The 12,981-nt window shown below is 71.2% G+C and carries 12 protein-coding genes; 3 read left to right on the forward strand and 9 right to left on the reverse strand.

The window, feature by feature from the left end; genetic code table 11:
* Positions 1-59: 59 nt before the first annotated feature.
* Positions 60-389 (forward strand): ferredoxin, encoded by a 330-nt coding sequence (gene fdxA / locus JIAGA_RS35200; protein ID WP_026875059.1) that lies wholly within the window; start codon positions 60-62, stop codon positions 387-389.
* 4 nt (positions 390-393) lie between these two features.
* Entirely contained in the window at positions 394-1,482 is a 1,089-nt protein-coding gene (dapC, locus tag JIAGA_RS0106605) for a succinyldiaminopimelate transaminase (protein ID WP_026875060.1), read from the forward strand.
* 96 nt (positions 1,483-1,578) lie between these two features.
* Here the strand turns inward: dapC and JIAGA_RS27985 are convergent, their stop codons facing one another.
* The 5 genes from JIAGA_RS27985 to dapD all read right to left on the reverse strand — a co-directional run bounded on the left by JIAGA_RS27985 (position 1,579) and on the right by dapD (position 7,865).
* Positions 1,579-2,418: a transposase gene (locus JIAGA_RS27985; RefSeq protein ID WP_211239541.1), complete on the reverse strand. Its 840-nt coding sequence runs from the start codon at positions 2,416-2,418 to the stop codon at positions 1,579-1,581.
* Positions 2,419-2,711: 293 nt separating this feature from the next.
* Positions 2,712-4,292: a hypothetical protein gene (locus tag JIAGA_RS0106615; RefSeq protein WP_157552813.1), complete on the reverse strand. Its 1,581-nt coding sequence runs from the start codon at positions 4,290-4,292 to the stop codon at positions 2,712-2,714.
* A 37-nt stretch (positions 4,293-4,329) separates the two neighbouring features.
* Entirely contained in the window at positions 4,330-5,889 is a 1,560-nt protein-coding gene (locus tag JIAGA_RS0106625) for a gamma-glutamyltransferase family protein (protein WP_026875062.1), read from the reverse strand.
* A gap of 7 nt (positions 5,890-5,896) precedes the next feature.
* Complete coding sequence (locus tag JIAGA_RS0106630) at positions 5,897-6,874, reverse strand: VldE C-terminal domain-containing protein (RefSeq protein ID WP_084469520.1); 978 nt, start codon at positions 6,872-6,874, stop codon at positions 5,897-5,899.
* 58 nt (positions 6,875-6,932) lie between these two features.
* On the reverse strand, positions 6,933-7,865 hold the full coding sequence (gene dapD, locus JIAGA_RS0106635) for a 2,3,4,5-tetrahydropyridine-2,6-dicarboxylate N-succinyltransferase (protein WP_026875064.1): 933 nt from the start codon (positions 7,863-7,865) through the stop codon (positions 6,933-6,935).
* Between the two features lie 110 nt (positions 7,866-7,975).
* Between dapD and JIAGA_RS0106640 the strand changes: the two genes are divergently transcribed.
* Positions 7,976-8,632: a peptidase inhibitor family I36 protein gene (locus JIAGA_RS0106640; RefSeq protein ID WP_169738827.1), complete on the forward strand. Its 657-nt coding sequence runs from the start codon at positions 7,976-7,978 to the stop codon at positions 8,630-8,632.
* Between the two features lie 160 nt (positions 8,633-8,792).
* Here the strand turns inward: JIAGA_RS0106640 and JIAGA_RS0106645 are convergent, their stop codons facing one another.
* The 4 genes from JIAGA_RS0106645 to JIAGA_RS34915 all read right to left on the reverse strand — a co-directional run bounded on the left by JIAGA_RS0106645 (position 8,793) and on the right by JIAGA_RS34915 (position 12,930).
* Positions 8,793-10,223 (reverse strand): APC family permease, encoded by a 1,431-nt coding sequence (locus tag JIAGA_RS0106645; protein ID WP_051425792.1) that lies wholly within the window; start codon positions 10,221-10,223, stop codon positions 8,793-8,795.
* A 105-nt stretch (positions 10,224-10,328) separates the two neighbouring features.
* A complete protein-coding gene (locus JIAGA_RS0106650) occupies positions 10,329-11,045 on the reverse strand; it encodes a TIGR00730 family Rossman fold protein (RefSeq protein WP_026875067.1) in 717 nt (238 codons plus the stop codon).
* Between the two features lie 114 nt (positions 11,046-11,159).
* Complete coding sequence (gene dapE / locus JIAGA_RS0106655) at positions 11,160-12,224, reverse strand: succinyl-diaminopimelate desuccinylase (protein WP_035812184.1); 1,065 nt, start codon at positions 12,222-12,224, stop codon at positions 11,160-11,162.
* Between the two features lie 10 nt (positions 12,225-12,234).
* Positions 12,235-12,930 (reverse strand): VOC family protein, encoded by a 696-nt coding sequence (locus JIAGA_RS34915; RefSeq protein WP_026875069.1) that lies wholly within the window; start codon positions 12,928-12,930, stop codon positions 12,235-12,237.
* Positions 12,931-12,981: the final 51 nt, after the last annotated feature.

The following is a 12,981-nucleotide window of genomic DNA, read 5'->3' on the forward strand; positions in this document are numbered from 1 at the left end:
GGGACCCGCGTGACTGTTCAGCCGGCTCAGTCGCCGGCTTTCGATAGGAGGACATCGCCGTGACGTACGTCATCGCGCAGCCTTGCGTCGATCTCAAGGACCTCGCGTGCGTCGAGGAATGCCCGGTCGACTGCATCTACGAGGGCGAGCGGATGCTCTACATCCACCCGGATGAGTGCGTCGACTGTGGGGCCTGCGAGCCGGTCTGCCCGGTGGAGGCGATCTTCTACGAGGACGACGTGCCTGGGGAGTGGAAGGACTACTACACAGCGAACGTCGAGTTCTTCGACGACCTCGGCTCGCCCGGTGGGGCCGCCAAGCTGGGCGCCATCGCCAAGGACCACCCGCTCGTCGCCGCCCTGCCGCCGCAGGAGACCGGGGAGCACTGAGCACGTGCCACGGTTGCCCGATTTCCCGTGGGACTCGCTGGTGCCCTTCGGGGAACGGGCCCGGCAGCACCCTGACGGCGTCGTCGACCTGTCCGTCGGGACCCCGGTCGACCCGACGCCCGACGTCGTCCAGCACGCTTTGTCCGCGGCGGCCGATGCCCCGGGGTACCCGACGACGCTCGGGACGGCGGCGCTGCGCGAGGCGGCGGTGCGCTGGCTCGGGCGACGGGCAGGGGCGCCGGGGCTCGACCCCGGCGCCGTCGTTCCCACCGTCGGTTCGAAGGAACTGGTGGCGTGGCTGCCGACCCTGCTCGGACTGGGCGCGGGCGACGCCGTCGTTTTCCCGGAACTGGCGTACCCGACCTACGACATCGGCGCCCGGCTGGCCGGCGCCGACCCCGTCGCCAGCGACTCCGTCACCGCGCTCGGCCCGCGCCGGGTCGGCCTGATCTGGGTCAACTCGCCGGCCAACCCACACGGCCGGGTGCTGCCGGCGGCGCATCTGGCGAAGGTGGTCGCCTGGGCGCGGGAGCGCGGCGCAGTGGTTGCCTCCGACGAGTGCTACCTCGAACTGGGCTGGGACGCGGCTCCGGTGTCCGTGCTCGACCCCGCCGTCAACGGTGGGTCGTTGGACGGTGTGCTCGCCGTTCACTCGCTGTCCAAACGCTCTAACCTGGCCGGCTACCGGGCCGGCTTCGTCACCGGCGATCCGGCGTTGGTCAAGCGCGTGCTGGACGTGCGCAAGCACGCCGGTTTGATGGTCCCGGCGCCCGTCCAGGCGGCCATGACCGCGGCCCTCGAGGACGACGCCCACGTGGACCAGCAGCGCGAGCGCTACCGGCGCCGGCGTGACGTGCTGCGGCCGGCCCTGGTGGGAGCGGGATTCCGCATCGACCACTCCGAAGCCGGGCTGTACCTGTGGGCCACCCGCGACGAGCCCTGCTGGGACACCGTCGGTTGGCTCGCGGAGCGCGGGATCCTGGTGGCGCCCGGCAGCTTCTACGGCGCGGGCGGCGGCTCGCACGTACGGGTGGCGCTCACGGCCACCGACGAGCGCATCGACGCCGCCGCCAAGCGCCTCTCCGCCGGCTGACTCCCGCCGCCCGCCAGCGGCACAGCAGGCGTCCTCCCGCACCCACAGGCAAGCATTCCTGGTGGAGCGGGTACACGCATGGTCCACGTGACGCTTCTATGTGTTGTCAAGCGGTTGTGGGGTGGACATGGTCGCGGTGAGTGTGCGGTAGAGCTCGCGGGCGATGTAGCGCTTGAGGCATCGGCGGATCTCGCGGGTGGATAGTCCTTCGGCGGTGCGGCGGGCGGTGTAGGCGCGGGTGCGTTCGCAGCTGCGCATGCGGGTCAGCGCGATGGTGTGCAGAGCTCGGTTCAGGGCGCGGTCGCCTCCGTGGTTGAGACGGTGCCGGACGGTGCGGCCGCTGCTGGCCTGGAGCGGGCTGGCCCCGGCGAGGGTCGCGAACGCTGCCTCGCTGCGGCACCGTCCGGGGTGGGAGAAGCTCACGACTGCCTGTGCCGCGCTGACAGGGCCGATGCCGTGCCGGTCGGTGAGCCCGGGTGCGAGGTCATCGACGATCTTCTGCAGTTGGTGACGGTTGTCCTTGAGCTGCTCGCGGGAGGCGCGTAGGGCGAGGGCCAGGCGCCGGATCTCGCCCTGCCGGATCGCCTGCTCACGACTGGCCTCTGCTGGACTGCGTCGGCGCGCGAGCGTGGTCAAGGTGGTGTCGGTGAGCGAGCCGCGCGCGGCCGCCCGATCACGGTCGTCGCCGGCGAGCAGCAGCGCCCGGAGTCGGTTGGTCTGCGCGGTCTGCGTGGTGGTGAGGTCGTGCCGGGCGCCGAGCAGGATTCGCAGTGCTTCCCGGTCCCCATCGGCGCGTGGGGTGGGCAGCCGCTCGATCCTGGTGTCGTTGCTGATGCTGATCGTCGCGATCGGCGCTCCGGTGGGGAGCGCGATCTCGACGTCATGGGTGTCACGGTGGGTGTCGACGCCAACGACGGCATCGACGAGGTCTGCCACACTTGGCACTGGCCTGGAGTCCTTTCTGGGCGCGGGTCACGTCGGCACCGGCCTGGATGGGATCACCGAGCGGCACATCTGTGACGGGTCACGCCGAGCAAGGCGGACAGGCTTCTGATCAGGCCAGCAGGTGGGCCAGGCCGGTGCCGGCCACCCAGTGGACAGGTCAAGCGCAGGGCACGCCCACAGACGGCCAGATCATTTGCGAGTCACACCAGATGACCGACACCGAGCCTGGCAGCACTCCCACCCGGAGCACCGATACGACACTCACAGATCATTTGGGGGACTGGTTATGAGGCGGCGGCCGCGGCGGTCTGGGCGTCCGGGCCGATGCCCAGCGTCACCTCGTCGCCCGTACAGGTGACGACGGCGGACTGCTCCGCTCCGGCGAACGTGGTGCCGCCGGCTTGGTCGGCCGACCCTGAAGCCGTCGCGTCGGGGAAGGCGGCGGCGTAGAAGTCGGTGATGGTCTCGCACAGCGGGGTGGCGCCGCCGCGGTCGGCCAGCACGAGGGTCAGTGCGGTCTGTTCGCCCTGGCCCCACACGGTGACCTCGCCACCGGCCCAGGCCGCCACCCGGTCGCGGGGGTCGGAGAGTGCCGCGTCCTCGTCGTCGCCGGGGGCTTCGAGGAGGAACAGCAGGTCAGCGGCGCCGAAGGTGTCGGTGCGCGGCATGTCCCACCCGGCCGGGCCGGCGGGGTCGCGCACGTCGAGCGCCGCTTCGCCGTCGCGGTAGCGGTCGGGGAACAGGATCTGCGCGGTGGTGGTCGGCAGCGTGGCGTAGGTGGCGTCGATGGCCTCCCAGCCGCCGTCGAGGAAGACGTCGCAGCTGAAGGTCATGCCCTCGACGTAGGGGAACTCCAGCTGCCGGGCGACGAAGTGCGGCAGCTCGTCGAGGTCGGCGGTGGTCTGCCCGGACTGCGTCTGCAGCGAGAGCAGCTGGTCCAGCGGCAGGTGGGCGCCGATGAACTGCTGGCTGTACAGCGAGGCGTCGCCCTCGATGGCGTTGAGCGCGGCATAGGCGGCGTCGGACCCGGACTCGGCCGCGATGGCCTCCTGATCGGGCAGCCCGAGCGCCGCGTCGGCCTGGGCGTGCACCAGCTCGTGCGCGGTGACGAACGTGCCGAGCGCGTCCATCTCCTCCGAGCCGATGACCAGCTCCTGAGTCTCGGGGTCGTAGAAGCCGCCGACGCCGGCGTCGAGCGCGTCGAGCTGGGACTGGACGAGGTCGGTACCGGGTTCGACGGCGCCCAGCGCGGCCAGCAGCCGGGAGTCGACCGCGGCCTGCTCGGCGTCGAGCTCTTCCGAGGTCAGCTCGACGGCGCGGCGCTGGACCTCGTCGATGCTGACGAACTCGATGTCGAGCCCGTCGGTGGCCGGCAGCCCACGCTCCTCGGCGACGATCTGCTGGATCGCGGCCACCTGGGTCTCGACGTCGGCGTCGGGGATGGAACCACCGTCGCCACCGAACCCGAGGCCGCCGCTGCCGAGGCACTGGAACAGGATGGGGTCGAGGTCGCCCATGCCCTCCATGCCGCCGAGCAGGTCCTCGAGCCCGGAGCCGTCGCCGCCGAGCAGGTCCTCGAGGCCGCCGAAGCCGCCGAGCAGGTCCTCCAGGCCGCCGGTGCCCGACGACTCCTCCCGCGCCGCGGCCAGCTCGTCGCGTGCGGCGTCGCGTTCGGCCCGCAGGTCGTCGACCTGGCGATCCATGAGCAGGTACACCACGCCGGCCAGGATGAGCCCGACGGCGAGCGCGAGCGCCGTGGCCACCTTCCACACCGTGGTGCCGGACCCGCCCGGCGACGGCGCGGCTGGCGGCGTAGACGACGACGGCGTGGACGGCGGCGGAGGCGGCGGGGACGTGCTGCTCATGATCCCTCCACCGTAGCCGGACGGTCCGCCGCTTGGGTCATGCCGTAATCACCGCCGTGGTCTCCACCCGGGGGTCGCGCGCGGACAGCCTCGTCCCGTCGTCGTCGACCCGGATCAGCGACACCGGTCCCCAGCCGGACTGCGGCCCGTCGACGGGCTCGACCTCGTGGCCGAGCCGCCGCAGCCCGTCGACCACTCGGGCGGGGACGTCCGGCTCCACTCGCACGTGCGACCCGCTTGGCCGCTGCGCCGGCAACGCGACCGTCCACCGGCCCCTGACCTGTGCCACGTCGGGGTCGAGCCCAGCACCGAGCACCCAGGCGGCCAGTTGCAGGATCAGCTGCGGCTGCACGTGACCGCCGCGGGTGCCGAGCAGCAGCGCGAGGTCGTCGTCGCGGGTCCACAGCGTCGGCGACAGCGTGTGCATCGGCCGCCGGCCGGGTGCCAGCTCCCCGGGATGCCCCGCGGCCAGGTTGAAGCCGCGGCCGCGGTCGTGCAGCAGGAAACCCGCCGCCCCGGCACCGACGCCGGACCCGAGGCCGGAGAAGTTGGACTGGATGAGCGAGACCCCGAGGCCGGACGCGTCCAGGACGCACAGGTACGCGGTGCCGCCGGCGGCCAGGGCGGGTGGGTGACGATCCCGCGCCCGACCGGGGTCGACGCTCGCGGCGACGGCGTCCATGCGGGCTGGGTCGAGCAGCCGCTGCAGGTCCACCGGGACCAGCGACGGGTCGACGACGACGCCGTCGCGCTCGGCGGCCAGGGCCCGGTGCGCCTCGATCATCAGGTGCCAGTCGCGCGGATCGGCGGGGTCCGCGCCCCAGCCGAGGCGTTCCAGGACCACGCAGGCGCCGATGCCGAGGTAACCCTGGGAGTTCGGCGGCACCGTCCACCCGGTGGCGCCCCACGCGTCCACCGACAGGGCCTCGACCCAGTCGGCCTGGTCGCGTCGCAGATCGTCGGCGGTGATGACGCCGCCGACGGCGTCGATGATCGCTCGTCCGGCCGCGCCGCCGTAGAACGCCTCGCGGCCGCCGTCGGCCACGGCACGTAGCGTCCGCGCCAACTGCGCCCGGACGACGGGCGACCCCACCGACGTCGCGGCGAACATCGGCGCGGCTGCCTCCTGGTCAGCCAGCAGCTCCCGCGAGCCCTGGAACGCCAGGACCAGTTCGTCGCTGGCCGGGAAACCGTCCGTAGCCAGCCGGATCGCGGGCGCGAGCACGCTCGCCAGCGGCAGCGCGCCCAGCCGTGACGACAGTGCAACCCACCCGTCGACGCAGCCGGGCACCGGGATGGCGCCGGGGTGGCTGCGCGGGATCTCGCGGTGGCCGGCCGCGCGCAGCGACGCGGCGTCGACGCCCGCGCCGGCCCGGCCGGATGCGTTGAGCGCGAGCGGCGTCGCCGCCCCGGGCTGGTGGACCAGTGCGAACAGGTCGCCGCCGACGCCACACGTCTCCGGCGCCACGACTCCTTGGACGGCGCAGGCGGCGATGGCCGCGTCGACGGCGTTGCCGCCGGCCTGCAGGATCTCGGCACCGGCGCGCGCACTCAGGGTGTGCGGGGTGGCGACCACCCCGCCGGAGCTGCTCGGCATCGTGGCGTCATGACCCTTCGACGACGTCGATGTGGACGTGGTCCAGGTGGCGCAGCGTCACGTCCTCGGTGTTGCCTGACGGGTGCGTGTAGTCGCGCCATCCTTCGTCGGACCGGCGCGCCGACCATATCTTGTCGTCGTAGATGACGGTGGCGACGCCGAGGTCGTCGGCAAAGGCGGTGACCCAGTGCGCCAGCGCCCAGCCGCGCCGGTTGACGTCGGCGTCGTCGTGCGGGCGGAGCATGACGTCGAGCGCGCGCCCGTCGTAGTGTGCCGAGCCCTCGACGTGCCCGGAGTCGACCCCGCCGGGCTGGAACCCGCCGATGTCGAGATCGCCGAAAGTGGTGACCAGCTGATCGCGGACGGCGCGGGCGCGGTCGGTGAGGCCGTCTTCGCCTTCGGCTTGGGTGGCGTGATCGCCCGGGGAGAACTGGCAGTGGAACGCCGCCTCGGAATTGCCGGTCAGCGCGGACGCCAGGATGCGGGCGTCGTCCTCGTGGTCGGCATAGGCGTTGGGGAAGGCGCTGCGCTGGACCTCCTGCGCGGCCACCGTGACCTCCATGGCCCGGTAGTCGGGTACCTGGACGAGGGCGTCGTAGAAGGCGCCGGCGGAGTAGACGGGGTCGCGGATCTGCTCCGGTGTGCCCCAGCCCTGTGACGGCCGCTGCTGGAACAGGCCCAGGGAGTCGCGGTCGCCGTAGCTGAGGTTGTAGATGTCGGATTCCTGGTACGCGGTGGCAAGCGCGATGGTGACGGCGCGCGCGGGCAGGCCGCGTTCCACCCCGACGGCGGCGATGGTGGCCGCATGCCGGGCCTGTTCCGGTGTCAGCTGGACGGTGCGGCCGTCGACGGTGGCCCGGCACTCCGCGTGCGTGCCGAACGGTCCGCCGTCGCGGCCGACCCACCAGATGAGCAGCGCGGCGATGCACCCGCCGAGGGCGACGAGGGTGCCGAGGGTGGCCATCAGGCGGGCAGCGCGACTCATGAGGTAGTGAGAACGTCTTCGACTCGGCCGGTGGTTCCGGTGTGCGGGGGACGCGGCGTCAGTTGGCGTGCAGGGCCGCGTTGAGGCCGCCCCAGGCTCCGGAGCGGGGCAGTGCCTCGACGGCACCGGTCAGGCTGTTGCGGCGGAACAGCAGGCCGTCACGTCCGGAGAGCTCGGCGGCTTTCACGACGCGGTCGTCGGGCAGGCTGACCTTGGTGCCGGCCGTGATGTAGCAGCCGGCCTCGACGATGCAGCCGTCGCCGAGCGAGATGCCGATGCCGGCGTTCGCCCCGATCAGGCAGCCGGAACCCACGGTGATGGTTTCCTTGCCGCCGCCGGACAGCGTCCCCATGATCGAGGCGCCGCCGCCCACGTCGGATCCGTCGCCGACGACGACGCCTGCGGAGATGCGCCCTTCGACCATGGAGCTGCCGAGCGTGCCGGCGTTGTAGTTGACGAAGCCCTCGTGCATGACGGTGGTGCCGTCGGCCAGGTGGGCGCCGAGCCGCACCCGGTCGGCGTCGGCGATGCGCACCCCGGACGGCACGACGTAGTCGACCATGCGGGGGAACTTGTCGATGCCGTAGACGGTGACCGGCCCGCGCCGCCGCAGCCGGAGCCGGGTGCGCTCGAACCCGTCGACCCGGCACGGGCCGTGGTTGGTCCACACGACGTTGCTGAGCACGCCGAAGATGCCGTCGAGGTTCTGTTCGCGCGGCGCCACCAGGCGGTGCGACAGCAGGTGGAGCCGGAGGTACGCGTCGTAGGCGTCCGTGGGCGGGTTGTCGAGCTGTGCCTCGGTCTCGACGATGGCCTGCCGGACCTCGCGGTCGCGGTCTTCTCCTTCGAGGTCGCGCAGCTCGACGAGGGCGTCGTCAGAGTACGTCGGCGGTTTGCCGAGCGCCGGAGATGGGTACCAAACGTCCAAGATCGTTCCATCTGTGGCGATTGTTGCCAGCCCGAATCCCCAGGCCGAACGCGCGTCGGTCATGGGGATCAGCCTACGGAACGGCGACGAGGTGAGTGAACGCAGTGGTCGGGTGAGGGACGAGGCCGGCGGTGACGTGCGGCGACGTGATGGTTGAGTGGAGGGAGAACTGGATGGCGCGACGGTGGACGGTGACGAGCCTGGCGACGGCGGTGGCGGGTGCGGTGGTCGCGGTGACGGCGGTGTCCGCGGGTGCGTCCGCGGCGCGAGCTGAGGTGCCCGGTGGGGCTCACGACCCAGCCGCGCCGACCGGCCCGCTGGCCGCGGAGTTGGCCGAGGCGCTCGAGCAGTGGCCGGGCGGCGTCCAGGTGTCGGACAACGCGATCACCTGGGGTGGCGGTGAGGTTGTCGCCGTCTGGCCGGATCCGGGGGATGCGGCGGCTCCGTTGGGGCTCGGGGCCGGTGTGCGCGAGGACGTGGTGGCGCAGCTGGGCTTGGCCGATCTGACCGGCCCGGCGCTGGCGGATGGGCCGTCGGATCTGGCGGTGCGTGGGAGTTCGACGTCGTGCCCGGTGGGCTATTACTGCTTCTACACGTCGTCGAGCTACAACGGCGCTCGGTATCAGTTCTCCAGTACGTGTTCGGGCTATGCCAGCTCGTACGGTTTCGACAACGCGACATCGTCGTGGTCGAACCGTTCGTCGTCCAGGAAGGTGGCCGCGTACGACTCTCGGGGCGGCACCCGGCTGTGGACGATGAACCCCGGTGCGAGCAGTTCGTATGTGGGCTCGGGTTACGACAACCGGATGAGCTACTGGACCTGCACCTGAGGTGGTTCTCTCGGCCCCGACTGGTTGATCTTGGAGTTTCCGCAGCAATGCTGGGCGATATGTCCGATTGATTCCGCGACTACTCCAAGATCAACTCGGTCGGGGTGGTAGAGACCTTGGTGGAGCATTAGAACGCCATCATGGCCGACGGCGGCGGGTGTCAGTTGACCGGGCCTCCGACGCCCAGGTTCTCCGGGTCTCCCAGGTCGCCGGGCGGGCGCTGCATCCGGCGGTTGACCTGCCAGGTGACCACCCAGAGGGCCACGCCGATGGCCAGCAGGACGCCGGCGATGCGGTACTGCTCGTCGGGGCGGCCGGCGAGCGGGGTGGCGAGGTAGGCGCAGGTGATGGCGCCGATGATCGGGATGATCGTGGGCGAGCGGAAGTGCTTGTGCTCGACGGGGTTGCGGCGCAGCACCAGCACTGCGACGTTGACCACCGCGAACACGGCCAGCAGCAGCAGCGAGGTGGTGCCGCCGAGTGCCGGGACCTCACCGACGAACGTGATCAGCGCGAGCGCGAGCGCGGTGGTGAACAGGATCGCCACCCATGGCGTGCGCCGGCCTGGATGCACCCGGCCGAGGGGGCCTGGCAGGACGCGTTCGCGACTCATGCCGTAGACCAGCCGGCTGGCCATCAGCATGTTGATCAGCGCCGAGTTGGCGACCGCGAACATCGTGATGAACGCGAAGATCTCGAGCGGAAAGCCTGGCGCCCCGGCCTGGACGACCTGCAACAACGGTGTGTCGCCCTCGCCGAGTTGGTCGACCGGGACGAGCGCGACCGAGGAGATGGCCACGAGCACGTAGATGGTGCCGGTGATGACGAGGCCGGCGAGCATGACCTTGGGGAAGATCCGCACCGGTTCCTTGCACTCCTCGGCCATGTTGACCGAGTCCTCGAACCCGACCATCGCGAAGAACGCCAGCGCGGTGGCGGCGGTGACCGCGCCGAACACGCCCTGGCCCTGCGTGTCGAACTCGGTGACGCGGGACATGTCGGCGTCGCCGCCGCCGATGGCCCACAGGCCGATCATGATGATGATGAGCAGGCCGCTCAGCTCGACGCAGGTGAGCACGACGTTGGCCTTGACGCTCTCGCCGACGCCGCGGAAGTTGACGGCCGCGACGAGGACCATGAACAGCACGGCGACGATGGTGATGCCGGCGCCGGTGCTCAGCTCGAGGTCGAACGCCTCGGCCAGGTTGGCGGCGAACGCGCGCGAGGCGGTGGAGGCGGACGTGATGCCCGAGCACATGACCGTGAACGCCACGATGAACGTGACGAAGTGGATGCCGAACGCCTTGTGAGTGTACAGCGCGGCACCGGCGGCCTGGGGGTACTTCGTCACCAGCTCCAGGTAGCTGAACGCGGTCAGGATGGCGACGAGGAACGCGACCAGGAACGGCAGCCAGGCCGCGCCGCCGACCTCCGCGGCGACCTGGCCGGTGAGCGCGTAGACGCCGGTGCCGAGAATGTCCCCGACGATGAACAGCAGGAGCAGGCTGGGGCCCATGACCCTTTTCAGACTGGGCTGTTCGTTCGGCTGGTTCGGCCGCTCACCGGTGATCTGTGCGGGTGCATCCGACATGTGACGCCTCCATTCAGTGGCCTTGGTCTACCGCCTGGAGGGTGTGACGCGCAAGCATGTGCGTTGTCACGACGGCCGGAATCAGTGCCGCCGGAATGTCGGTGTTCAGCCGCGACCGGCCGAATTCCGGGCCTGCCCGGCCTTGGCCAGCACGTCCATGGCCTCGCCGAGGTCGTCTGTGACGGTGAGCAGGTCGATGTCGACGGCGGAGATCTTCTTCTCCGCGACCAACGTGTCACGCAGCCAGTCGACAAGGCCCTTCCAGTACTCGGTGCCGATCAGGATGATGGGAAACGCGGTCACCTTGTGGGTCTGGACCAATGTCATGGCTTCGAACAGTTCGTCGAGGGTGCCATATCCGCCGGGAAAGACCACGAACCCCTGTGCGTACTTGACGAACATGGTCTTGCGGGCGAAGAAGTAGCGGAAGTTCACGCCGAGGTCGACGTAGGCGTTGATGCCCTGCTCGAAGGGCAGCTCGATGCCGAGCCCGACGGAGAGTCCGCTGGCGTCGCGGGCACCCTTGTTGGCCGCTTCCATGATGCCCGGGCCACCACCGGTGATGACGGCGTAGCCGGCGTCGGCCAGCCGGCCGCCCAGGTCGACAGCCTGCTGGTACTGAGGGTCGTCCGGGCGGGTGCGGGCGGACCCGAAGACGCTGATGGCCCGGCCGATCTCGGCCAGTGCGCCGAAGCCCTCGACGAACTCGGACTGGATGCGCAGCACCCGCCAGGGGTCGGTGTGCACCCAGTCGGACGGTCCCACCTCGTCGAGCAGCCGCTGGTCGGTGGTGGTCACGTCGTACTGGGCTCCTCGCTTGATGACGGGTCCGCTGTGCTGTTCGCCCGCCCGCGGCTGGGCGTGTCCGTCGGCCGGCCACTCCGGCCGGTCGAACTCCTCGTGTCGGGTCACGCGGCCAGGGTAGTGGGGTGCTGGTCAGCCGCGCAGCCAGGTGCGCATGCGCTGCTCGCACAGATCGATCTCGGCGACGTCGACCCGTTCGTCGTCGGCGTGGGCGAGTTGCGGGTCGCCGGGACCGTAGTTGACCGCCGGCACTCCGAGGGCGTCGAACCGGGCGACGTCGGTCCAGCCCACCTTGGCCTGGGGTTCGCCGCCGACGGCCGCCACGAACGCCGCCGCGACCGGGCGGCCGAGGCCGGGCCGGGCGCCTGGCGCGGAGTCGGCCAGCCGTAGGTCGTAGCCGTCGAACACCTCGGCGACGTGCTCGAACGCCTCCTTCTCGGTGGCGCTGGGCGCGAACCGGTAGTTGACGGTGACCACACAGCGGTCCGGAATGATGTTGCCGGCGATGCCGCCGGTGATGCCCACGGCGCTGAGTCCTTCGCGGTAGGCCAGGCCGTCGACGTCGACCGTGGCCGGCTGGTACTCGGCCAGCCGCTGCAACACCGGTGCGGCGGCGTGGATGGCGTTACTGCCCCGCCACCAGCGGGCGCTGTGCGCGGCGGTGCCGCTCAGGGTGATCTCCACCCGCAGGGTGCCGTTGCATCCGCCCTCGACCGCAGCCGAGGTGGGCTCCATGAGCACCGCGAAGTCGGCCGCAAGCAGGTCGGGGCGGTTGGTGGCGACCCGGCCGAGGCCGTTGCGCTCGGCCTCGACCTCTTCGTTGTCGTAGAAGACGTAGGTGACGTCGCTGGCCGGGTCGGCGAGGTGGGCGGCCAGCCGCAGCGCCACCGCGACGCCGCCCTTCATGTCGACGGTGCCGCGGCCCCACAGGGTGCCGCCGTCGAGCCTGGTGGGCAGGTTGCCGGCCGGCGGGACGGTGTCGATGTGCCCGGCGACGACGACGCGCGAGGCCCGGCCCAGCGTGGTGCGGGCGACGACGGCATCACCGTCGCGGTCGACCGTCAGGTGGGGGAACGAGCGCAGGGCGGACTCGACGGCGTCGGCAAGCGCTCCCTCCTGACCGCTGGGGGAGGCGAGGTCGCACAAGGCCGCTGTGAGTTCCGGCGCGGACAGGTCGAGATCGAGGTGTGGTGCCACGCGGGAGAGCCTACGGGCGAGCGGTGAAGGCGCAGAACTCGTTGCCCTCGGGGTCGGCCATGACGTGCCAGGAGATGTCGTCGTCCGGCTCGCGCAGCACCCGGGCGCCCCGCTCGGTGAGCAGCGCGACGTCGGCCACCGTGACGTCCCAGTGCACCCGGTTCTTCACCGTCTTCGGCTCGGGGACCGGGACGAAGCAGAGATAGTCGAACGGCAGGCGGCCGCCACCCTCCAGTGCCGCGAAATGCTCCTTCGGCTCTCGCTCGGGGACCAGCCCGAACAGCTCGCCCCACCAGTCGGCCTGGGCGTACGGGTCGGCGCAGTCGACGACGACTTCGTACAACCGGCCGGGCAGCGACGCCCGATCGGGCCGGACGAACGCGCAGAACTCGCCTCCGCCCGGGTCGGCCATGATGTACCAGGAAATGTCGCCGTCGGGCTCGCGCAGCACCCGCGCCCCCATGGACAGCAGGCCGTCGATGTCGCCGACGTCGACGTCCAGATGCACCCTGTTCTTCGCGGTCTTCGGCTCGGGCACGGCGTCGACCCAGACCTGTGCGGCTTCTGCTTCCCCCACCAGGTGCGTAGGATCAACAGGGTCTGGTCGGCGGTCGATGGCCGCGGACCAGAACTCGGCAAGCCGGGGCTGGTCACTCGCGTCCAGGCAGAGTGCGTGCCAGGTGGCGATCGGCGAGGGCTGGCTCATGGCGGCAACGCTAGCCGAGCGGACCGACAGACCACTCCGACCGGCATCAGG

Origin of the sequence: Jiangella gansuensis DSM 44835, assembly GCF_000515395.1 — a bacterium.
GTDB lineage: Bacteria > Actinomycetota > Actinomycetes > Jiangellales > Jiangellaceae > Jiangella > Jiangella gansuensis.

Bases quoted from the DNA above. Each gene is read 5' to 3' on its own strand.
- JIAGA_RS0106615 (WP_157552813.1), bottom strand. From the start codon at position 4,292: ATGAGCAGCACGTCCCCGCCGCCTCCGCCGCCGTCCACGCCGTCGTCG.
- JIAGA_RS0106625 (WP_026875062.1), bottom strand. From the start codon at position 5,889: ATGCCGAGCAGCTCCGGCGGGGTGGTCGCCACCCCGCACACCCTGAGT.
- JIAGA_RS0106630 (WP_084469520.1), bottom strand. From the start codon at position 6,874: ATGAGTCGCGCTGCCCGCCTGATGGCCACCCTCGGCACCCTCGTCGCC.
- dapD (WP_026875064.1), bottom strand. From the start codon at position 7,865: ATGACCGACGCGCGTTCGGCCTGGGGATTCGGGCTGGCAACAATCGCC.
- JIAGA_RS0106640 (WP_169738827.1), top strand. From the start codon at position 7,976: ATGGCGCGACGGTGGACGGTGACGAGCCTGGCGACGGCGGTGGCGGGT.
- JIAGA_RS0106645 (WP_051425792.1), bottom strand. From the start codon at position 10,223: ATGTCGGATGCACCCGCACAGATCACCGGTGAGCGGCCGAACCAGCCG.
- JIAGA_RS34915 (WP_026875069.1), bottom strand. From the start codon at position 12,930: ATGAGCCAGCCCTCGCCGATCGCCACCTGGCACGCACTCTGCCTGGAC.